The organism is Woeseia oceani (assembly GCF_001677435.1).
GTDB classification, from domain to species: Bacteria; Pseudomonadota; Gammaproteobacteria; order Steroidobacterales; family Woeseiaceae; genus Woeseia; species Woeseia oceani.
The window spans coordinates 3004265-3026781 of the sequence record NZ_CP016268.1 but is presented as its reverse complement, the minus strand read 5'-3'; the positions used below and the strand labels follow the sequence as shown (position 1 = coordinate 3026781).

Annotated in this window: 17 protein-coding genes; 9 read left to right on the top strand and 8 right to left on the bottom strand. The window is 59.6% G+C overall.

All coding sequences use genetic code 11. The features are described 5' to 3' along the window. Position 1 precedes the first annotated feature (1 nt). Genes BA177_RS13735 through BA177_RS13725 form a run of 3 tightly spaced genes read left to right on the top strand, consistent with a single transcriptional unit; the run spans position 2 to position 4900 of the window. The gene (locus BA177_RS13735) at positions 2–1579 is read left to right on the top strand and encodes a tetratricopeptide repeat-containing sulfotransferase family protein (RefSeq protein ID WP_068617124.1); all 1578 of its coding nucleotides are present in this window, start codon (positions 2–4) and stop codon (positions 1577–1579) included. Beyond that, a complete protein-coding gene (locus BA177_RS13730) occupies positions 1569–3713 on the top strand; it encodes a serine hydrolase (RefSeq protein ID WP_156762836.1) in 2145 nt (714 codons plus the stop codon). Before BA177_RS13735 ends, BA177_RS13730 begins: the two co-directional genes overlap by 11 nt. Beyond that, on the top strand, positions 3710–4900 hold the full coding sequence (locus tag BA177_RS13725; RefSeq protein ID WP_197493056.1) for an MFS transporter: 1191 nt from the start codon (positions 3710–3712) through the stop codon (positions 4898–4900). Before BA177_RS13730 ends, BA177_RS13725 begins: the two co-directional genes overlap by 4 nt. A 15-nt stretch (positions 4901–4915) precedes the next feature. On the opposite strand, the gene BA177_RS13720 is transcribed toward BA177_RS13725, so the two are convergent. Continuing rightward, on the bottom strand, positions 4916–6175 hold the full coding sequence (locus BA177_RS13720) for a serine hydrolase domain-containing protein (protein ID WP_068617122.1): 1260 nt from the start codon (positions 6173–6175) through the stop codon (positions 4916–4918). A gap of 272 nt (positions 6176–6447) precedes the next feature. Between BA177_RS13720 and BA177_RS13715 the strand changes: the two genes are divergently transcribed. From BA177_RS13715 to modC, 4 genes are all read left to right on the top strand, one after another. Then, a complete protein-coding gene (locus BA177_RS13715) occupies positions 6448–8415 on the top strand; it encodes a DEAD/DEAH box helicase (RefSeq protein WP_068617120.1) in 1968 nt (655 codons plus the stop codon). 118 nt (positions 8416–8533) lie between these two features. After that, entirely contained in the window at positions 8534–9361 is an 828-nt protein-coding gene (gene modA / locus BA177_RS13710; protein ID WP_082990117.1) for a molybdate ABC transporter substrate-binding protein, read from the top strand. A gap of 2 nt (positions 9362–9363) precedes the next feature. Next, positions 9364–10035 carry a molybdate ABC transporter permease subunit gene (modB, locus tag BA177_RS13705; RefSeq protein WP_068617118.1) on the top strand — a complete coding sequence of 224 codons (672 nt, stop codon included), beginning with the start codon at positions 9364–9366 and terminating at the stop codon, positions 10033–10035. Then, positions 10025–11146, top strand: coding sequence for a molybdenum ABC transporter ATP-binding protein (gene modC, locus BA177_RS13700; protein WP_068619389.1), 1122 nt, complete (start codon positions 10025–10027; stop codon positions 11144–11146). Before modB ends, modC begins: the two co-directional genes overlap by 11 nt. A 21-nt stretch (positions 11147–11167) precedes the next feature. On the opposite strand, the gene BA177_RS13695 is transcribed toward modC, so the two are convergent. Next, positions 11168–12472 carry a M20/M25/M40 family metallo-hydrolase gene (locus BA177_RS13695; protein ID WP_197493054.1) on the bottom strand — a complete coding sequence of 435 codons (1305 nt, stop codon included), beginning with the start codon at positions 12470–12472 and terminating at the stop codon, positions 11168–11170. Between the two features lie 200 nt (positions 12473–12672). On the opposite strand from BA177_RS13695, the gene BA177_RS13690 reads away from it, so the two are divergent. Next, entirely contained in the window at positions 12673–14112 is a 1440-nt protein-coding gene (locus tag BA177_RS13690) for an amidohydrolase (RefSeq protein WP_068617116.1), read from the top strand. A 140-nt stretch (positions 14113–14252) separates the two neighbouring features. On the opposite strand, the gene BA177_RS13685 is transcribed toward BA177_RS13690, so the two are convergent. The 4 genes from BA177_RS13685 to BA177_RS13670 all read right to left on the bottom strand — a co-directional run bounded on the left by BA177_RS13685 (position 14253) and on the right by BA177_RS13670 (position 18475). Further along, positions 14253–14792, bottom strand: a complete 540-nt coding sequence (locus tag BA177_RS13685; RefSeq protein WP_068617114.1) for a CC0125/CC1285 family lipoprotein — start codon at positions 14790–14792, stop codon at positions 14253–14255. A gap of 338 nt (positions 14793–15130) precedes the next feature. Further along, complete coding sequence (locus BA177_RS13680) at positions 15131–16819, bottom strand: N-acyl-D-amino-acid deacylase family protein (protein ID WP_082990116.1); 1689 nt, start codon at positions 16817–16819, stop codon at positions 15131–15133. A 349-nt stretch (positions 16820–17168) separates the two neighbouring features. After that, positions 17169–17948: an anti-sigma factor family protein gene (locus BA177_RS13675; protein WP_156762835.1), complete on the bottom strand. Its 780-nt coding sequence runs from the start codon at positions 17946–17948 to the stop codon at positions 17169–17171. 23 nt (positions 17949–17971) lie between these two features. Then, positions 17972–18475 (bottom strand): RNA polymerase sigma factor, encoded by a 504-nt coding sequence (locus tag BA177_RS13670; protein ID WP_068617110.1) that lies wholly within the window; start codon positions 18473–18475, stop codon positions 17972–17974. Positions 18476–18597: 122 nt separating this feature from the next. Between BA177_RS13670 and BA177_RS13665 the strand changes: the two genes are divergently transcribed. Next, on the top strand, positions 18598–20034 hold the full coding sequence (locus BA177_RS13665) for a S8 family serine peptidase (protein ID WP_068617107.1): 1437 nt from the start codon (positions 18598–18600) through the stop codon (positions 20032–20034). On the opposite strand, the gene BA177_RS13660 is transcribed toward BA177_RS13665, so the two are convergent. Both BA177_RS13660 and BA177_RS13655 read right to left on the bottom strand, forming a co-directional pair. Then, on the bottom strand, positions 20012–20908 hold the full coding sequence (locus tag BA177_RS13660; RefSeq protein WP_068617105.1) for a surface lipoprotein assembly modifier: 897 nt from the start codon (positions 20906–20908) through the stop codon (positions 20012–20014). The two genes, BA177_RS13665 and BA177_RS13660, sit on opposite strands and share 23 nt — an antisense overlap. 63 nt (positions 20909–20971) lie before the next feature. Then, positions 20972–22210: a hypothetical protein gene (locus tag BA177_RS13655; RefSeq protein WP_156762834.1), complete on the bottom strand. Its 1239-nt coding sequence runs from the start codon at positions 22208–22210 to the stop codon at positions 20972–20974. Positions 22211–22517: the final 307 nt, after the last annotated feature.

The following is a 22517-nucleotide window of genomic DNA, read 5'->3' as shown; positions in this document are numbered from 1 at the left end:
TGTGAAGGCAAACAGCGAGCGGCAACAACGTTACAGATCTGCACTGCGGGAGATTCGCAAGCTGCTGAGTCTGCGCCGGGCAGACGATGCAGCGGCCGCGAGTGAGGCGCTGGCGCAGTCGTTCAGCGACGCCATTGAACCCTTGTTGCTGTTGGGCAAAGCCAGGCAGCAACAAGGACGATTCGATGACATGCTGGCCCTTGCGCGGGATGTTCTTGCGCGTGATGGCGCTCATTCTGGCGCACGATTGCAGTTTGCTGAGGCCTGCATTTTTTGCGGCAGGCACGGCGAAGCTTATTCGCAACTTTCGGCGCTTGAGAAAGACGCGGCCGACGATCCCGTCTTGCTGCAGCACGTTGCCGGGTTTTTTGCGCATTCAGGCAAACACGACGATGCTCATCGCTGTTATTCACGGGCCGTGGAACTGGCACCAGACGATCCGGCGACTCTGTACAACCTTGCCTCGTCCTGCATTGCAACAGGCGAGTTGGACAAAGCGGAGCAATTGTTCACGCGGGTAATTCAATTGAACCCTGCTGATCACGACGCCTGGCAGAATCGCTCGACTTTGCGCAAACAAACCAAAGACGACAATCACGTTGCAGCGATTGAAGCTCGCCTGACAAGCATTCCGGCCAACGACCCGGGTATTGTTCCGCTGAACTACGCGCTAGCCAAAGAGCTCGAAGACCTCGGCGAGTATGCGGCCAGTTTCACTGCGCTCAGTCGCGGTGCGGCGGCCCGGCGGCAACGCATGGCCTACGACGTTCGCCATGACGTGGCCGCAATGGACAAGATTCGCACGTTATTCGACAGCCACTATGCGGCGAAACCGCGTTCAACAGCGCTACGGACCGGGCCGATATTCGTTATGGGCTTGCCACGCAGCGGCACAACGCTGGTCGACAGAATCATCAGCAGCCACAGCCAGGTTGAAAGTATGGGTGAGATCAACGATTTCGCTCTGACCCTGACCCGTCTTGGCAAAGCGGCCGACAAGGCGGCTCTTCTGCGGGCGTCAGTTGACATCGATCCCGAGCAACTGGGCCGGGCTTATCTTGAGAGTGTCGCCAACTACGGTCGTAGCGGCTCGTATTTTATCGACAAGACACCGGCCAATTTCCTGTATCTCGGGCTCATCGCGCGTTCCTTGCCGGACGTGCCGGTATTGCACGTCCACCGTCACCCGGTGGACAGTTGCCTGGCGATGTACCGGACCTTGTTTCGCATGGGTTACCCGTTTTCTTACGATCTTGCCGATCTCGCGGACTACTACATCGCCTACGACCGTCTCATGCGACATTGGCACAGTGTCTTTCCGGGTGCCGTACTGGACGTGTCCTACGAAGAGCTGGTTGACCAGCAAGAAGTAGTGACACACCGAATGCTTGATCACTGCAACCTGACTTTCGAACCCGCGTGTTTGCAGTTTGAGAAGAATCGCTCGCCGGTGGCGACCGCCAGCGCGGCACAGGTGCGGCAGCCGATTTACCGCGATGCGCTGGCTCGCTGGCGCCGATATGAGCAGCAACTTGCGCCCTTGACGCGCAGACTGCAGGACGCCGGCATTGCGATCTAGTTTCTGTTCGTTCTTGTTGCTGTTCGCGGCGAACGCCGCGGCGGATGTCCTGCTGGTGCAGGACTTCGAAGGCGACAGCATTCCTGGCTGGCGCGATTCCGGCAGTGGCACGTTGCAGCTGACAAGCTACGCTGGCAACACTTCGTTGCGGCTGACGAAAAAAAAAGCCGTTACTCTCAGTCTGTCAACAGCAGGCTTCAGCAACGTGGCGGTGAGCGTCCAGCTCGCCGCCGACAGTCTCGAGAGATCAGACCGCTGCTTTGCTGAAGTGTCGGTCGATGGCGGTGATCAGTGGAGCAGTGTGCTGGAGATCGGGCCAGATCAGGCGGATGGAGTAACGCTCTATTCGGGCTCACATTCCGGTGACGACCTTTCAGACAACGACGCCCTGCAACTCCGATTCCGGGCCGCCGGTAAAGACAACCAAGACTATTGCTGGGCGGACAATGTCCGAATTTCAGGCTCTCGTGCGTCGGTCGGTACAGCGCGGTTGAGCAGGGCGTTTCTGTTTGGGGAGCAGCCGTTGCAGCGGCCGCTGCCAATGGCGCAGTTCGCGCCGTCGCCACACAGCGTCGCCGCCGCACAGTCGGGTAATGGCCGGCTGGAACTAGACCCTGCCAGCGCGGCTGGTTTTGAGGTTCTGCAGGATCGATTCAACTACCTGGGCAATAACGGAACCGCACGCGCAACATTTCCTGCGGCCATTCTCGACTGGACCCAGGTGGACGGTTTCGTTATTCCACAGGATCAGTCGGTACAGCGTCTCGATCACCCGGCATGGGATATCGCCTTTCAGACCGGGCGGGTCTGGCACTCGTCGTCTTCATCTTTGGAGCTTCAGTACTCCCTGCCATTTGCGCTCGTGGAGCGTGATGCAAACTGCACTCACAATGGCGTACTGACCTGGGCGGTCGATGCGAAAGGGCAGGCATCGCGTGTTGCCTACCAGATTGCCAGCGAGACCTGTGCGTATTTCAAGTTTGATATGTGGGGCACATTGCAAGCCCGAATGACGTTTGACAGCGAGCGCAGCCGACCCGCAATCGTTGCCGCGTTCCATGTAAACCAGCAACGTCGAATGCCGGTGCGGGAAATAGCGGCACTGACGGAACTCAAGGCGGGCATTGATCCTGCGCAGTTCGGCGCTGTTGCCACTATGGAGCCGCGTGACAGCACGGTATACGGGCTGGTTGTGGACGGCCAGCATTATCGCAGTGCGTGCCGGACCCGGTACGGCGATTATCCCTACTGCGATGAACTGCTGCTGCCTTCATTCTCAACCGCGAAATCCATCGTTGCCGGGCTGGCATTAATGCGCCTGGAAGTCATTGCAGCAGGCGCGGCACAGACCCGTGTGGCGACACTGCTGCCCGAATGTGCACAAGCGGGCTGGCAGGACATCACCATCGAGGATGCCCTTGATCTGGCGACGGGGCGCTACCTTGATACGGCACTGGAGGTTGACGAGGCATTGCCCGCGCATGTCGCGTTCCTCTATGCGCCAACGCATCGTGAAAAAATTGACTTCGCCTGCAGCTACTTTCCGCGCAAGGCGGAGCCGGGAAAGGTCTGGGCCTATCACAGCTCGGATACTTACGTGGCAGGTGCTGCGATGCGTGCGCTGCTCGAACGCAACGCACAAAGCCGCGTGGACATCTACCGGCAACTGCTGGTTGAGCCAATGTGGGATACGCTGGCACTGAGTGCCGCCATTCGTTCAAGCCGCACGACGGACGATGACTACGCACAGCCATTGTTTGGCTGGGGTTTGTCATACCAGTCCGACGACATCGCGCGTATCGGGGTTTGGCTGCAGGCAGGCGCTCCATTGCCCGACGGAATTTCGCTCGATCCGGCAATGCTCAATGCAGCCCTGCAACGCAACCCGGACGACCGAGGCCTGCAAGCAGGCAGTGCTGCTACCCGCTATAACAATGGTTTCTGGGGACTCGATATCGCGGCATTCATTGGCTGCGAAAAGCCTGTGTGGGTTCCTTTCATGTCGGGTCACGGCGGCATTTCCGTCGTGCTGTTTCCGAACAATACCGTCTACTACCACTTTGCGGATGGCTACGTTTACCGTTGGCGCGAAGCGGCCATTGAGTCCAACAAAATAAGGAACATGTGCCTGTGAATGACACCCTGAGTTCGACCGGCCGAATGCGAGTCAGCCCCGACGGCGCGGCGGCACGTATCTTTTTGTCCTTTCTGGCGACGGCGGGTTTGTTCTACGCCAACATCATGCCCGCGATAGTGGATGGCCTGATCGGTGGTCTTGGCTTTACGCCGCGCGAGGCGGGTTTCGTCGGTTCGGCGAATGTTTACGGCGCTGCCTGCGGCGCATTGATCGTCGTCTTTCTGATCAGGCGCATACACTGGCGACCAACCGCCTACGGGCTGCTGGCCGGACTGATCTCGATGGACCTGTTGTCGATGCTGGTCGCGGTTCCCGAGATCATGATCCCGACGCGATTTCTGCACGGCATGATCGGCGGTGCGCTGGTGGGCATCGCCTTTGCTGTCATCGCCCGCGCGAGCAAACCGGACCGGACCTTTGGTGTGCTGTTGGTTGTACAGTTCGGACTGGGCGGCCTCGGCAATCTGTACCTGCCGCGCCTCGTGCCCGTGTTCGGTACTGATGCTTTGTTTCTCGCCCTGATCGCGTTCAGCCTGGTCACCCTCGCGATGCTGCCGTTTCTCGCGGAGTATCGACCGCGAGCTGCCAACGCGGCGTCGACGATCGATGGCAAGGGCATCGCTGTCGTTCCGCTGGCGTTGACCTTGCTGGCGATCTTCCTGTTTCAGGCCGCGAACATGGGTTTGTTTGCCTTCATTATCGGTCTCGCCCGACAGGCAACGCTGGAGCTTGGTTTCATCACGTGGACACTGGCGTTGTCCGGCTGGATAGGTATCGTCGGTGCGCTGATGGTTGTCGGCTTGCATACCCGCCTTGGACGAACCGGGCCGCTGGCCATCGCGCTCGTCGTGACCGTTATCGGCTTTTGGGCGTTGCATTTCAGTGCTGATGAAACCGTGTTTCTGATTGCGAATGGCGCGATGGGCATTACCTGGGCATTCGTGATCCCCTATCTGCTCGGGCTCGCTGCAGAGTTTGACCTGACCGGGCAAATGGCGGCCCTGGGCGGCTTTGCATCGAAGATGGGCTTGGCCAGCGGGCCGTTGGTCGCCGGCATGTTGTTGGGGCCGGGTGAGAACTACGGATTGTTGATCAATGTCGGCATCGCGGTCCTGCTTGCGAGTATGGTCGCGGGCGTCATGCCGGCGCTGCGGCAGGACAGGTTGGCGCGCAATGGCGGGTGAGCAGGCACCCTTTATTTATTCCAGTGCCTGGTAAACGAGCGTTTTGAAACGCAGGTTGATCGTCGAATCGATAGGCCGGCCCTGTGACATGAAGACGTACAGCATCTGCTCGCCCGGATCGATGGCGTAGGAGGTATAGAACGCGCCGCCCCATGAGTAGGCGCCGTTTGTGCCCAGCTCTCCCAGTGCGCCGACGTCCGCAACGACATCAAAGGCGATGCTTTGGTCGGCAATACCGTCGCCATTCTTGTCGAGCCTTGGCGCGCGCATCAGCTCTACGGACTTTCTGCTGAGGACACGAACCCCGTCGAGCTCTCCCTCATTCAGCAACATCTGTAAAAAGCGCCCATAGTCGCGCGCCGTGGATGACAGGCCCGCGCCGCCCGAGTAATAACGGCGTGCACCATTGATCGGGTAGTTGGCGTCATCGATAGGAAGGTCGCTGGCTATCTCACTGGCTTCGAGCAAGCCGCGTTCCGGGTCGTTCGCGTAAATGCTGGCGAGCCGCCCGGCTTTATCGTCGGGCAAATAGAAGTGGGTGTCCGGCATTGCCAGCGGGCCGGTAATGTATTCGGCAAAGAACTCATTGAGCGACTGACCGGAAATGACTTCGATCAAATAACCGAGCACATCGGTGCTCAGGCCGTAGTTGAAGCGACTGCCCGGTTCGAACAGCAGGGGCTGTTGCGCGAGCAACGCCATCTGCTCGGCGAGTTCAAGGTCTCTGCCGGTTACACCATCGATAATGCCGGCATCCAGATAGCGTTGTTGCAATGGCCCGGGTATGAATGGGTACGCCAGGCCGGACGAATGCGTCAGCAAATCGATAATCCGGATTGGCGATTGCGCGGCCGCGGTAGCGGCAATCATCCCGTCTGCTGTGTACTCGCTGATCACCTGCATGTCGCGGAACTCAGGGAGGTAGTCACCGATCGGGTCATTGAGTCTGAAGTGGCCGTGTTCGTAAAGAATCATCACGCCAGCCGTCGTGACCGCCTTGGTCATCGACGCGATACGAAAAATGGAGTTGGTTGTCATCGGTGTGCGGGTCCGGATATCCGCGTTACCGAAAGCCTTGTGATAAACAATCTCGCCGTTTCTGGCAATCAGTGCGACGGCGCCGGGGATCTTGCCGGCGGATATTTCCCGGTTGATGGCAGTATCGATGCGTTCCAGACGTTGCGGAAGGACGCCACGTGCAGTGTTGGTTGTTTCCGCCAGCGCACAGGCTGTGAGCAGTAGCAATATTGGCAGCAGGCGGAACGTCGCATTCATTGGTAACCCTTTGATTCAGAGGAGTCGGACCATAGTAGCGGTCAGATTCGGCCGGTCAATGCGCAGATTGTTGGGCGTCGTTCCGTGTGTCGACTGCGGGGCCCCTGTGAGCTTATCGGTCCCGCCGGGCGACACGTAAGGCAGGCTGACCGTGTAATTCGGGCTTTTTCAGCCTAAATTGCCGCAATTTTCCGGTGTTTGCGGCGCTGGCAAGGTATGATCCCGCTCCCGGTCAGGACCCTGCCCGGACAGCCGCCCCGTCAGGACCCCCGATGTCAGAAGCCAATCAAACCCCCGTCACGTTTCGTGACCTGAAACTGCCTGCTGCGATCCAGGCCGCCCTCGACGATGTGGGCTATGAAATGCCATCGCCCATTCAGGCGGAAGCCATTCCGCACTTGCTGGCCGGGCTCGACCTGCTGGGTCACGCGCCAACCGGAACGGGTAAAACTGCCGCGTTCGCACTGCCGCTGTTGTCGCGCATCGATCCGAACAGCAACAGCGTGCAAATACTGACCCTGACGCCAACCCGTGAGCTGGCTATCCAGGTGTCGGAAGCCTTCCAACGTTACGCGGCGCACATGGGCGGTTTTCGCGTCCTGCCCATCTACGGTGGGCAGGAATACAGCGGGCAGCTCCGCCAGCTCAAGCGCGGTGTCACCGTAGTTGTCGGTACGCCGGGCCGGGTCATGGATCACATGCGCAAAGGCACGTTGAAACTCGACAAGCTGCAGGCGCTGGTGCTCGATGAGGCGGATGAAATGCTGCGTATGGGTTTCATTGATGATGTGGAGTGGATCCTCGAACAGACGCCGACGGAACGGCAAATGGCATTGTTTTCCGCGACGATGCCGCGCGAAGTGGAACGCATCGCACGACGCCATTTGCGGAACCCGCAGGAAGTGTCAATCAAGCAACGCACGGCCACGGCGGAAACAATACGCCAGCGGTACTGGATGGTCGGCGGTTTGCACAAGCTCGATGCGTTGACCCGCATTCTCGAAGTGGAGCCGTTCGACGCCATTCTTATGTTTGTGCGCACCAAGACCGCGACCAGCGAACTGGCCGAGCGGCTGGAAGCGCGTGGCTATGCCGCCGCGGCGATGAACGGTGACATGGCTCAAAACCAACGCGAACAGATGGTCGAACGTCTCAAAAAGGGCAGTCTGGACATACTCGTCGCCACCGACGTTGCCGCACGTGGTCTTGACGTTGATCGCATCAGTCACGTGATCAACTACGACATTCCTTACGATACCGAAGCCTATATTCACCGGATTGGGCGCACCGGCCGTGCCGGTCGGCAGGGCGATGCGATCCTGTTCGTTGCGCCGCGTGAACGGCGCATGTTGTATGCGATCGAGAAAGCGACACGGCAAAAAATCGAGCGGCTGGATCTGCCGACGACCGAGACCGTTAACAACAAACGCATTGCCGATTTCAAACAAAAGATCAGCGACACGCTGGCAACCGGTGAACTGGGCTTCATGCAGGGGCTGATAGAGCAATACCAGCAGGAGCACGATGTGCCCGCCCGCGACATTGCGGCCGCACTGGCGCAGATCTCGCTCGGTGATCGTCCTTTGCTCATGAAGCCGGAGACCGACCGGCCGGCAACGCGTGCACACGATCCGGACAAGCGCAGCAGCCGGGACAAGTCGAAACGCAGCAAGCCACGTGGACCGCTGGGCAAGGACCGGGAGCTGTTTCGTATCGAAGTCGGCTATGTGCACGGCGTCAAGCCGGGCAATATCGTTGGCGCCATTGCCAATGAGGCAGGGCTTGACGGCGACAATATCGGCCAGATCGAAATACACGACGAGCACAGTATCCTGGATCTGCCGGTCGGTATGCCCGCCGACATCTTTAACGACCTGAAGAAAGCGCGGGTGTGCGGCCAGGCCATACGTATTACGCGGGTCGGCGAAGCTGCCGCGAAAGCGTCTGGCAAGCCGGGCAAAGCGAGGCACTTCGACAAGAAGCCACGCAGCCACAAGCCGGATAGCAAGGGCAGCGGCCCCGACAAGAAGCGGACCAAGCCGAAGCCAGGCAGCAAGCCCGCCGGAGCGGCCGGCAGTAAGCCCGGAAAACCGGGTAAGTTTGGCAAGTCTGCCAAGCCCGGAAAATCGGGCACGTTTGCCAAGCCAGGCAAACCAGGCAAGCCCGCTAAATCCGGCAAGTCCGGCACACTGAGCAAGCCCGCCAAGCCCGCGCGTGGACGTGGACCTGCCGATCGCTAAAAATTTCGCTTACTGCCAAGCGGTTTGGCTGTCCGGGTGTATTGCCCTCTGTCTGCCACGAGTGCGCGGGCGGTTAACAAGTCTGCATAGCGACAGGTGCCTGGTGTAGGATTTGCCGATGATCATCGGCATTGGCAATCAGCAGCACGCACACTACGCAGGACCTGTCCATGCCGTGCGCCCGGTCTGGAAGACCGTACTCCTGTTGTTATTGCTGTCCTCAACCGCTTGTGACTCAGAAAAAACCGGTAACTCGGTAACGGTTGCGGTTGCGGCCAATTTTCTGACGACTGCGCAAGAACTTGTTGCGGACTTCGAAGCGTCCAGCGGGCTGCACGTACAACTTGTCAGTGCGTCCACCGGCGTGTTGCATGCGCAAATCATCAATGGCGCACCGTTCGACGTGTTGCTGGCGGCAGATCAGAACAGTCCACAGCGTCTCGAAGCGGATGGTCGCTCAGTTGCGGGTTCGCGCTTCGTCTACGCGGTGGGGGCGCTGAGTTTTTGCCGTGCAAATGGCGAGCAGCCGGTCGCCGACGGGTTGGCAGTGCTGAACAACAATTTCGCCGGCCGACTTGCCATTGCCAATCCGGCTGTCGCGCCCTATGGCCTGGCCGCCGAGCAGGTGCTCGCGACGCTGGAGTTGCCAGCCGACTTCCCGCAACGCCTGGTGAAAGGGGAGAACGTCACTCAGACTTACGCAATGGTCGCCACCGGCAGCGTCGACTACGGTCTCGTTGCTCGTGCCAGTGTATTCGGAGACGGCACGCGCGATCCGGCGAGCTGCTGGCCTGTGCCGACCCGCCTGCATGCACCGCTGCGTCAGGAAGCGGTGCTGCTGTCGCGTGCGGCCGCCAAGCCCGCTGCCGCGGCGTTCATGACATTTCTCCAGAGTTCCGCAGCGCAAGCGCTCATAGCGCGCCATGGCTACGGCGTGGAACCGTGAGCATGCCTGACCTCGGTCCATTGTGGTTGACGGTTGCGTTGGCGTCGGCCACAACCGTCTGTCTCCTGTTGCTGGGCACACCGCTGGCGTGGTGGCTGGCGACAACGCGTTCGCGCTTGCGACCCGCGATGGAAGCGATCACGGCATTGCCGCTCGTCCTGCCGCCGACGGTGCTGGGCTTTTATTTTCTGCTGCTGATGAACCCCGGATCGCCGTTGGGCCGCTTCTGGTTGCGATTGAGCGGCGACTCTCTCAGCTTTTCATTCAGCGGCTTGTTGCTGGCGTCGATCGTCTATTCGTTGCCGTTCATGGTGCAGCCTTTGCAAAGGGCGTTTGAGTCGATTGGCACCGGCCCGCTGGAGGCGGCTCAAAGTCTGCGGGCGTCGCCGCTGGATGCATTTCTGTCGGTCGTCATGCCGCTCGCACGGCGTGGTTTCCTGTCCGGTGCCATTCTTGCGTTCGCGCATACAATTGGCGAGTTCGGTGTCGTTTTGATGGTGGGTGGGAATATTCCCGGTAAAACCCGGCTGATCTCCATACAGATCTACGAACACGTGGAAACACTGAACTACGCAGACGCCCACGTACTTTCTGCCATCATGTTGCTGTTCTCTTTCTGCGTACTGCTGTTTGTCTATGCGCGCAACGGCAGAGGTGTTGCGCATGCCGCTTGAGTCGAATGCGGTATTGAGCCTCGACGTTCGCAAGTCGTATGCGGACTTTGCCCTGTCGGTCAGGACGGATATCGCGCTCGACGGCGTGACCGGCCTGTTCGGTGCAAGTGGCAGCGGCAAGAGTACCCTGCTGCGCGTCATCGCCGGCTTTGAAAAGGACGTGGCCGGTACCGCACGGATGGCTGACAAAGTCTGGCTCAACAGTGCGGCGGGCGAGTTCGTACCCGCTTACCAACGCCAGATAGGGTATGTATTTCAGGATGCCCGTCTGTTCGAGCATCTGGATGTTGCCGGCAACCTGCACTTTGCCGACCGCCGCAATCGTGGCGTTGGTCCCGGTTTTGCCGAAGTGGTTGCGGCGCTGGATCTTGAACCGCTGTTGAATCGGACAGTCACCAGACTGTCGGGTGGCGAACGCCAACGCGTGGCGCTCGGTCGCACGTTGTTAAGCCGACCGGCGTTGATGTTGCTGGACGAGCCGCTTGCGGCGCTGGATTCAGCACGCAAGCAGGAGATCCTGCCTTACCTGGAATCGCTGCGTACGCGATTCGGAATCCCGACTGTTTACGTTAGTCATGCCGTGGACGAAATTGTGCGGCTTGCTGATCGCGTTGTTGTCCTGCAAGACGGCAAGGTTGCCGCGGCAGGAGAAACAGCGGCCGTACTTGATGCCTTGCCGGTTGGCAGTGTTGGTCTGGATGCCGGTATAGCGACGGTTTTCGAGGCTCAGGTAGTCAGACACATCGCCGAGTTGCACCTTACGGAACTGGCGTTCTGTGGTCAGCCGCTGTTTGTTCCTTCCTTGTCGACGCGCCAGCCAGGCGAGCAGGTCGTGTTGCGGGTACGGGCGAGCGATGTGGCATTGGCCTTAGGCCGGCCAACAGGTTTGAGCATGCGTAATGTGTTTAAAGGAACTGTGCAGCGCGTTGCCGAACAGAGTAACGGGGCATTTGCGCTGGTGACCGTGCAGGTAGGAACCGTCAGTTTGCGGGCGGAGGTTACGCGCCATGCATTACAGGCAATGCAGTTGGTCGTTGGTATGGAACTGTTCGCGCTGCTGAAAACGGCAACCTTCGCCAGCCGACGTTGGTCGGCTGACGAAAGTCTCTAAGCGTGCATTCGGCCCGCGCAGCTAATGGGCAAGGCCGGCAGTAGCAAGCAAAGTCAGGATACCAATCTGCATTGCCAGATAGCCCTGGTCGTTTTGCCACCACTCATCCGGTGCATGGGCATCGCCACCTCGGCCGCCACGACTCATCGTCACTGCCGGCACGCCGATGGAAATTGGCAGATTGGCATCCGTGGATGATATGCGCAGTTCGGGTTCGACGTCGTAGGCTTTGGTGGCCGCCATCGCCCGTTGCACCAAAGCGGACTGCGGGTCGCCCATGGCTGCGGGACGTGTGCCAACCCGCTCGATGTCCACCGTCAGTGCATCGCCTCGTGAGCGGCCCTCGTTTTCTTCCTGCAACGCCTGTTGCACTGACGCTTGCAGCACTGCGTCGATGTCATCGAGTTTGTCTTGCTTGCCGGAACGCATGTCGACTTCCATCCAGGATTCGAATGGCACTGAGTTGATGGACGTGCCGCCGCCGATGCGACCGATGTTGTAACTGGTCTTCTCGCCGGTTTCTGTCACCGACGGTGCGTTTTCATCGAACAGCGCAATGGCGCGACCGAGTGCGTGGTGCGGATTGGCGGTTCCGAACGCGCCCCAGGAGTGGCCACCCGGACCTTTAAAGGTAACCCGGTAGCGGTGCGAACCAACGCCGCCATAAACAATGCGGTCCGTATCGCCTCCATCGACAGCAATCAGCGCATCAATTTTGCTGGCGCCGTCGCGGAACAGGTGCTTGATGCCGCGCAAGTCACCGAGACCTTCTTCACCAACATTGCCGATAAAAAGGATGTCCGCATCGGTCTCTATATCTGCATGCTGCAATGCCCGTAATACACCGAGCACGACAACCAGACCGCGCGTGTTGTCGCCTATGCCTGGGGCGTACATGCGGTCGCCGTCAAAGCGTACGGTGACGTCGGTGCCTTCCGGGAAAACTGTATCGAGATGCCCGCTGTACGCGATAACTTTGTCGCCGGTCCGGCCGGGGCGTCGCCCAATTACGTTACCTGCTTCGTCGATAGTCACATCTGTCAGGCCAGCCTCACGGAGCAACTCGGCAAAGCGATCTGCACGGCGTTGCTCTTTGAATGGCGGCGCCGGAATTTCGGTCAGCTCAATGAGGTCGGCGTGCGAGCGCGGCTCTAAGTCGATGACATGCGCCAGTGCTGCGGCGACCGCCGGGTTCGCTTGCAAAGCGTTCATTTCATCGCTGTAGCGCGACTGGATGTCGCTGGTCGCGGCGTTGCTTCCCAATGAAATGAGGATGATGGCAGCGAGCGCCGAGAAACGGCGAAGGTAACGGGTCTGAAGTGTCATTGGCAATCCTGTAGTTGAACGCAAAGGTCGTTGGACCATGGCGCCGTATGCCGTGGTAAATGGCGGAGTACAACACGCCTGAATCAGTTCTGAGCTTAAGGCAATCACCCGGTTGCCGCCAGCCACAATACTTGCAACACTGCCCGGCGTGCCAACGAAAATTTTACCCGCTTCGCAATACTGCGGAGCGCCTGAGGAGAATGCTGGTGTTGCGAACTGTATTAAGAAAAGCGTTCGTGTTGTCGATCGCAATGATCACAACGAGCGTGATGGCGGATGACCGGGACGAGTTGTTGTCGTTCATTGACGGCCGCTACGAAGAAACGGCAGATCTTGCACAGAACCTGTGGGAGCTTGCTGAGGTCGGTTATCAGGAAACCCGTAGCAGCGAATTGCTGCAGTCCGAATTGCGTGCGGCCGGCTTTACCGTAGAGGCGGGCGTTGCCGGAATTCCGACGGCGTTTCAGGCCAGTTTTGGTTCCGGCGGGCCTGTCATAGGAATTCTCGCGGAATTTGATGCACTGCCAGGCATCAACCAGGATGCTGTTCCGCAGCGCTCGCCGATACCGGGCAAGGGAGCAGGCCATGCCTGCGGACACAACCTGTTTGGTGCAGGTTCCACCGGTGCCGCCATAGCGGTGGCGCACTGGCTTGAACAAACGGGGCGGCCCGGGACCGTGCGCCTGTACGGGACACCGGCCGAAGAAGGCGGGAGTGGCAAGGTTTACATGGTACGTGCCGGACTATTCGATGATGTGGATGCCGTTGTGCACTGGCACCCCAGTGACCAGAACGCGGCCGAAGCCAGCACGACACTCGCGAATCGTTCAGCCAAGTTTCGTTTTCGCGGCGTGTCAGCGCATGCCGCCGGTGCGCCGGAAAAGGCCCGTTCAGCGTTGGACGGCGTGGAAGCGTTCAATAATATGGTCAACCTCATGCGGGAGCACGTGCCACAGCAAACCAGGATTCACTACGTCATAACGTCCGGCGGAGTTGCACCGAATGTTGTGCCGGATTTCGCCGAAGTGTTCTACTACGTGCGTCACCCGGAGGCGGAGTCGGTTCGCGAAATCTGGACGCGCCTTGAAGCAGCAGCGAAAGGCGCGGCAATGGGTACCGGCACCCAGGTCGACTGGGAAATTATTCATGGTAACCACCCGGTACTGGTTAATGACGTGCTGGCGCGCATGATGGACGAAAAATTGCGCCAGGTGGGTGGCGTGCAATACAACAGCTCGGAACAGGCCTTTGCAGAACAGATCTACACGACGTTGAACAAGCCCGGCTTGCCACTGGGCAGCGAGCAAGAGGTGCAGCCGTTTGAAAAGAGTCTCGGGTACGGATCGACCGACGTAGGCGATGTGTCGATGGTTGTGCCAACGGTTGGGCTCAATACCGCGACCTGGGTGCCGGGTACCTCTGCGCACAGTTGGCAATCAACCGCAGCAAGCGGAATGACCATCGGCTTCAAGGGGGCGCAGGTGGCGGCCAAGGCCATGTCGCTGGCGGTGATCGAGATGCTGCAGAACGAGCAATTGCTAAGAGATGCAAGAGCCGAGTTCGATGCGTGGCGCGGCGACGATTTCGTCTATGAGGCGCTGCTCGGTGACCGGCCGCCACCTCTCGACTACCGAAACTGAGTGCTGGTCGTTCGCGCAAGTGCAGAAATTGCATCGGCTGTTTCACTAAAGCCCTGTTGCGGCGATTGATCGGTGATGACAGGGTAGGTAAAAAAACAGGCCGCGTAATGCGGCCTGTTTTTTTTCTGCATGGCAGTGACCTAGATGCGATTCCAGATCGTCTTGGCTACCTCACTGGCGTTATAGTAGTTGCCACCCTTTTGCGGAATCTCGCCATTGCCCATCAATACCTCCAGCGCATGGCTGTGTGTTGTCCGCTCGCTGCGGGTGTCGATGTGCATGCCAGTGGTCGTGGTTGGCCGGACACTCTTCGTGCAGCCCAGCAAACCGCAGCTGCGCTCTACCCGGTACGCACGTTCGTAGCTGACACCGCTGTGCGGACTGTGGCTGGTACGCGCTTCGGAGACGGTGCTCCGGTCAATAACCTCGAACCAGGTGTAACCTTCCCGCAACGTGAGTTCAGCGGCACGCAGTAGTGCGTAGTCCTTGGTGCGATTCAGGTCAGAGCGTGAGTCGCTGTTGTAGACAACCCGGTAACGGTTTTCGGCGAGCTTCGTACTGTAGTGGCCTGTGTCGTCTGCATTGCCGGCCGCAACGTACGGGCCGGAACTGGCGCAGGCACCCAGTGCGAAAGTCATTAACAGCAAAGCCGATTGTGCAAGTTTGGTCAAAGTCTTCATGTGTCCTCCATTTCCGGTAACTGGGCCGGCGCTGCGACGCTGCCTGCCGGTTGCCCGGGTTTATCGTGTTGTTACCGGGAAGACGCGGGAGTCGCGGGTTTTATTCCGCTGTTACCAAGGTTTTTTTCTGAAAATCGGCTGAAGAACCAGGTTTAATAATAAAAACAATAGCTTATGAGGGTATCTAAGCTCTGTTGCCGACTGCGAATGGGGTCGAATTGCACCGCTGCAGCGCACCGGGGCCGGCAGCCAGGCCCAAACCAGGGTCTGACTGCCAGTGGCCAGATGGGGTCTCTGCCAGTTCCTCGCCGTTGTAGCGGGCTGAGTATGCGCGCTTGCTAGTGCCTCGCGCGCAGGACTCTGCCGGGTTCGTTGCCCGTGTAGCTGCCGTCTTCTATCACGGCTATGCCATTGACTATTGAGTAGTCGATCCCCTCGGAATACAGCAATGGTTCGGTAAACGTGGCCTTGTCCTGAATTTTTTCCGGATCAAAAATGACGAGGTCTGCTGCCATGCCCGGACTGATTCGGCCGCGGTCGAACAGGCGCAGTCGGTTCGCTGGCAGCGAGGTCATTTTGCGTATGCCTTCTTCCAGCGTCAGCACACCTTCGTCGCGTACGTACTTGGCAAGGACGCGCGGGAAGGTGCCGAATGCACGCGGATGGGTGGAGGATACCGAGGCAGGATTCACCGGCGAAGCATCGCTGTCGATGGACACAAACGGCGCGCGCAAAGCCTGAATCTTTTGCTCTTCGTTCATGCTCTTCGGTGACACTCTCACATCCCACAGTGAATTCGACTCCTGCAGCAAATCGAAAACCAGCTGCCAGGGGTCAACGCCGGCCATGTCAGCGGCTTCCTGCACCGACAGGCCGACATAGACTTCGTTTTTTGCCGGGACTGCTTTGGTGATCAACGCGTTGTCCCAGTTGTTGCCGATATGGCGGTACCAGTTTTCCCAGTCGCTGGTTGATTCGGTTTCCGTGCGCAGATTCGCCCGGACGGCCGGGTCCGACAACGAGGCAACAAAGGCATCCTCACCCTGTGCGTAGTGTCGCGGATGAAAAAACGAACCGAGGAAAATACCGTTGCGAATGTACGGGTAAACGTCCGCGGTAACATCGAAGCCGTTGCGCCGTGCCAGCGCGATTCGATCCAGCGCTTTTTGCATCAACGCCCAGTTTTCCTGACCGGCAGCTTTCAGGTGATAGATGTGCACGGGCAGCCGGGCTTCTTTACCAATGTTTATAGCTTCTTCCAGCGCCTCAAGTACGCGGAAACTCTCGTTGCGCATGTGCGTCAGGTAAATGCCGTTGTAACGAGCGGCAACTCTCGCGAGTTCAACCAGTTCGTGTGTACTGGCATAAGTGGCTGGCGGGTAAATGAGCGATGTTGCGAGACCAAATACACCGTCCTCCATGGCTTCGGCGACGATGGCTTTCATCTGTTCCAGTTCGTCGTCAGTGGGTGGGCGGTCTTCGTTACCGAGAACCACCAGCCGTACCTGGGCCGCGCCAATATTGTGTACCGCGTTCAGTGGGATTTTGTGCTGTTCCAGCAAGGCAAAGTACTCTTTGTACGTTCGCCACTTCACTTGGTCACCGTCGACCGTCAGTCCGGCAGGAAACGTCTCATCGTTGTGAGGTGCCTCTGTCGTCAACTCGCCGACTAACAACGTGGTGACCCCCTGATGGAGTTTGCTCAGTGCGCTGTCCGGATCTACGAGCAGTGGCAACGTACTGCCGCCCATCATGTCGATGAAGCCGGGACTGACCACGCGATCGCCGGCATCAATAGTCTGCTTCGCCGGGCGCTCTGCCAGATCACCGATTGCGACGATCTTGCCGTCGTTAATGGCAATGTCAGCCCGGTACCAGGGTGCGCCAGAGCCATCGACAATGCGGCCACCGGTGATCAGCATGTCGTATGTTTTATCAGTCGGGCGGTCAGCCTGTGTCGCGTCATCGGCACAGGCCAGCAGCAGGAAAGCAAGCGTTGCGAGCAATATAGTGTTGTTGCGAATCATCGTTGGCGCCTCGGAATGTCGCTTGTTGGTAAATGAAGCGGCGGCTCCGACTACGCATTTGATCGGACACGATTCTGTGCGTGGATACCGGGGTAGTCAGGACCCTTGCCTGGCCGATAGCAGGTGCACTACGGATAGTCGTGTTTATTGCGACAATGTTTATCCGCTAGCCGGCTGGCAAGTAACAGACGAACAAGCGAGGGATTTCCGCCAATCTATCTGCGCTGAGCAGCGCACACGACAGTCGGCGGTTGTTCCGCCTGGCGAACGGTCGGACCGGAATCAGACCATCGACTCACGGAAATTGCTGCGATTACTGGCAATTGCTGCGCGGCCAGGCGCTATGCGCTTACTGCCACCGGTCGGCAATCTTCTGTTGTTCCTGTTCTTTGTTCAGCACGTCCTGATCACCGATCAGGCGATCTATGACGGCAGTGATGGCAGCAGACTGGTTGCCGGAGGCTTGCTGGTACTCGCCGCTGTTCGCCGGACCAAAGCTAACGGCCTCGGTATGCCACTGGCCGCCGCGTCGGCAAGCGATGGCGTCGACGGTCGCCGCAGCATCGTTGATGGCGAGCTGGCGGCACCAGTCGCCGTTGATATCGGCGAAGGACAGGACGACGCGACCGGCCGAGCCGTCGTTGAAGGTAACGTCTTCTGCGCTTGCCTTGTTTTCCAGCAAATGAAATACCGCCGAGTCTTGCGGAATGGTCTGTGCGTATAGTGCAGCGTTGGCGAGCGCGTCATCAGGTGTGCCGTCAATTACGCGACTGACCAGGAAGCCGGCGGCCAGCGCAACACTGGCTGCAATGGCAACCGGTACCTGGGCGAACCGCCGCCAGCCGCGGGGAGGGAACGCGATAACGTTAGTCGTTTCGCCTGCCGGGCCGGAACCATCGGCTTGCAGCAAGTCCAGTACAGCCTGTGGCATGGGCAGTTCGTCGAGCGAGGCATACACAGCGCGGGTCGCGTCGTCGCTGCTGCGCAATGCTTCGAGGCGTTTCAACAACACCGGTTCCTGCGCCAGCCGCTCACTGAGCCTGTCGGCATCGACGGCGGAGAGTTCGCCATCAATGAACGCGGACAGTAGCTCATCATCGTTGTATTTTGTGCTTGCTTGTTCGTTCATGTTCATTCTCCGGCCTGCGCTGTTCAGCGCTCTATCCGATCAGCGAGTGCGGCGCGCGCGCGTGCCAGTCTGCTCATGATCGTGCCTATCGGTATGTCGAGTTCTGCCGCTGCCTGCTTGTATGAATAACCTTCCACGGCCACCAGCAACAACACGGCACGCTGTTCGTCCGGCATGCCGGTCATCACGGCTTGCACTTCGCGTAATGACAACTTGCCGATCTGTTCCGCTTCGCCTTCGACGACTTGCTCGTCCGCCAGGCTTGGGTCACTGCTCGCCACCCGGCGTACTTTGCGGGAGCGCACCTCGTCGATCCACAGGTTGCGACAGACACGCATCGTCCAGGGCAACAACTCCGCTTCGTCGGGCAGCCCGCGCTGCAGTACGCGTTCCACCGTCGATTGCAGTAAATCGTCGGCATCCGCCAGCGAGCCCGCAAGACTGAGCGCAAATCGGCGCAGATTCGGCAATATGGCAAGCAATTCTCGCTGCCGGTCACCGGAACTGTGTCCCTGTTGCTTGTTCATACGGATGAGCCTGTGTTTTTATTCCGGCTGTTGTACAAATTTTCGTCAATACATGGCCGGTGGAATAATCGGGTGTCTGCAAACGTCAGGAATACAGGAAACAAACGCTTAAGGATATCGACATGATCCCGAATGTACGGACTGTATTCTATACCTGCCTGTTGGCGGGCCCTTTGCTGCTTGGCGGATCGCCGGCCTCGGCGCAGGCCGGTCTTGGTCCGCTCGACCGCACGCTGGATCGTACGCTTGGCCGGCCTTTGCCGCCGATTGAACGTCGGATTCGAGACGATGTTGAAGCCGTATCGGAAGACGCTGCTGAAGTCGCGGAAGAACTGCAGGACGGTATCGCCAATGCTGCGCCGGACGCGGTACTCGACGATGCCGTGGGCACGCTGAGCGGTGCCGTTCAGGGTGTTGTTGGCACGGCCATGGGCGCATTTGCTGCAGACGTTGATCCGTTCGGCAATGTGATTGAGGCAAACGTGCTGGTCGTGCTCGTCAACGATCAGCAACTCGCGGCGGTGCAAGCGGCTGGCCTGAACATTGTACGCTCGCGTCCGTTGCACGGCCTTGGGCTTACCCTCGTGACCGTGCAGGGTAGCAAAAGCCACAACCTTGCTGACGAGGCGCTGCAGCTGCGCAGGTCCGTGCCCGGCGCGGCTGTTGATTACAATCACCTTTACCGCTTCCAGGGCCACGCTGACGAAACGCCGAAGTCGTCAAGTGCCACGGCGGATGCACTCTCGAACCATCGCGCTGCGGCCGATGACAATGAAGCGAAGCCGGCGGACGGTGCGCTGCGCATCGGCATGATTGATTCCGCTGTCGAGCCAGGGCACCGCAGTTTGCGCGATGTACACATCGTTGCGGAGGATTTTGTCACGCATGACGCCGCGCGACCGACGGGCCACGGCACTGCCGTTGCATCGATTATTGCGGGGAACAGCGCGGTGCAGACGCAGATTTTTTCTGCGTCCGTATTTTTTCAGGTGCCGCAGCACGCACCCGGTGCCAGCACAGAAAGCCTTATTGCTGCACTCGACTGGCTCGCCTCGCAGGAGGTGCACGCGATCAATATGAGTCTTGCCGGGCCGGCCAATGATTTGCTGGAAGTCGCGTTGCGCGCGCTGTCCGCGCGGGACTCGTTCGCGGTGATCGCCGCTGTAGGCAACAACGGGCCGTCGGGCGAGCCAATGTATCCGGGTGCTTACCCGTCGGTTATCGGGGTTACGGCGGTGGACCGTGAACAAAAGGTGTTTCGCTACGCGAATCGCGGAGAGCACGTTGATTTCGCGGCGCTGGGTGTCAATGTAAAAGTCGCCGGTAGCGACGGTGGCTGGCGTATAGAGTCGGGCACTTCGATGGCCTCGCCCCGTATTGCCGTGCTGGCGGCCGAGGCATTCCGGGACCGGGGCGCGACCGGCCCGCAACTGGTGCAGCTGCTGGCCGATTCGGCTACGGACCTCGGGCAGCAGGGCGTCGATCCCGTCTATGGCCACGGTCTCGTCACCCGGCTGCCCGCCGTTGTGTCGCGCGCTAAAACGAAGCCGAAAGACTAGCGTTGTAGATTGTTTCATCATAGCGGGCGCTGTCCAGGTTTGAATCACTCTCCGCATACTGCGCTTTGAGTCCAAAACGGAAATACTCGCTGAGCGGCAGGCTTGCTTCCATACCAGCACGTAAACGCTTGTCACGGCGCGCGGTTCCCAACGACTCTGTAACGTTGCGGTAGTCGCGACTCTCCAATGCCAACAGTGCCTTTAGCTGCAACCGTTGCAGCTGCCGGCCATAGCTAAACTTCAGGCGATCGCCGGAAAAATCCAGTTCGGGGTTCATTGCATCTTCGCGCTCGAGCCGGTAGCCGAATGCAATGTAGTGGCGCATGCCATCGAGCAGGAAATAGGCATCGACATCACTTGCGCTGTTGTCTGCGTTTCTGCCCTCATGATCAGCGTACGTCTTGTTTGACTGCGTGTACGCGCCTCGCAGGTACAGCTTGTTGCCGATAAGACGTGCGACGCTGGGCGAGACCTGGCTGATATCGAGAAAGCGATCGCCAGCCAGGCCAGCGGCGAAATGGCGCACGGCGAGGCCGGTATCCAGGCCCGCGATACGGTAGCGCGTTTCGGCATGCAGCTGGTGAAGCGCGGTATCGAACTCGCTGAATTCCTGATACGCGGTTTGCGAGTAGCGGTAGCCGGCGTGCACTGACAGCGAGTCACTGATTGCTACGTTGCCGTTGATACCCAGTTCCAGCAGCAGCGCGTTGTCGGCCTCGCCGGTGTTTTCGTCGAGCTCACTGATGCTGACGTTGTTGTCGTACTGGTAGCCGGCTGTAGCGTCGACCTTGAAGTCCGCTTGTCGCTGTTGGGCATTTGCCGGCAATGCCAGCACGAAACTTGCGAGCAGAACGGTAATGGTTGCTAGGTTCATTGATCTGTCCTCGGTGATGAAACGGGCCGGCGTGAACTACGCCGGCCCGTGGCGCTCTGGCGCTCAGAGGCTGCCAGTCAGGGGGAGCGAGTTGCTGATGTCACTGGCGATCTCGGTTGAGATGGCGTCGCGTACCTCGTTCGCTACATCGGCATTGACTGCGCCCGCGATATCGCTGGTGACGGTGGATTGCACAGCCGCTGCCGCCTGCTCGGCGACTGCCGCTTCCGTTGCGGCATTCGTCGCCGTGCTGACAGTCGCGACAGCATGGCCGGCGACATCGACACCGTCCGACTGCAGCATGCCGTTCGCCTGACCGACGACAGCATTGGTCAGGTCGGCGTTCCCGGCCAGCTTGTGGTCAGGGACGGCAGGTGCTGCCGGGTCTTCAACAGGCTTGCCGTTGCTTTCCCCGTCGATGGACGTGAGCACTTGGCCGGCGGCACTGGCAAGCAGGTCGGCGTCGCCGTCCAGCGGCTGATCAGGCAAGGACGGCAGGTCAGTACCGATTGCGGGCTTGCCTTCGCCGGCTGCTGCCAGCGTGAGCAATGCCTCGCCTGCAGCCGTGGTCGCGACAGCGACACTGTCGTTGCCGTTCGGCGTAGTCACTGCATCTGCTGGCACGTCGTCACCCTCGGGTGTCGGCGCGGCAGTGATCGCGGTTGCCGCCTGCCCGACAAGGTCGGCGTTGCCGGCGAACAGCCTGTCTGCTGCCGCTGGCGGCTCCAGACCCTGCTCGGCATCGGTTTCACTCTCTGGCATCGCGCTCAGCACTGCGTTCACCGAATGCCGGGTCTCAGTGATGGCATGCACGCCGCTCCGGCTGCCAGTGCTGATTGCCATATCGGCAACCATCGCGGTTTCCTGGGTTGCCGTGTTGGTCGCGTCGTCGGCAGCAGCGGTCAGGCTCGTAGCGCCAATCAAGCTGGCGTCAGTGTTGAGCGCCTGCTCGCTACGGTCCTTGTTCGAGCCGTCGTTGTCGCTCGCACGGTGTGCTGATGCGCTGCGCGGCTCGCGGTGGTCGACACGGGTCGAAGCTGCCGATTCGGACTCAGCATCTGCATCGGCAGCCGCCGAACCACCGTCGCTTTCGGCGCGCAGGCCAGCATTGGCAGCGGCCTCATTGCGTGTTCGCGCTTCGCTACCGGTATCGCCATATGTCGCCTCCGTCGAGCTGCTCGCGCTGACTTCCGCGCGGACCGCCACATCCGCCGCAACAGCATTGCTGCCGGCAGCGAGACATAAAGCCAGCGCACTGGCCGTTATCAACGTCTTTTCAGTGATTTTCTGTTTCCAAGCCATGATTGAATCCTCCATTGGGTTGCTTGTACGGGGAGGACGAACGGCACGCCGGTTTTATTCCCGGCAGTGCGGAAAAACTGCCCGGTACACGTAATTTCGCGGTTTCGCGCTGATCCCGGCTCTCAGCCGGACGACTTGCCGGCAGGATTTCCGCAGTACCAGGAGCGGGCGGCAATCTGCAAGGCCGGGATTGGCGGGGCTGTCGACGGGGCAGCGGATTTTTTTGACAAAAACGTGTACATTGCCGCCTCCGCTGGACCTGGAGCGGCGTGACAGCACCGTCTGCTAGACTGATTGCCGCCGAGAT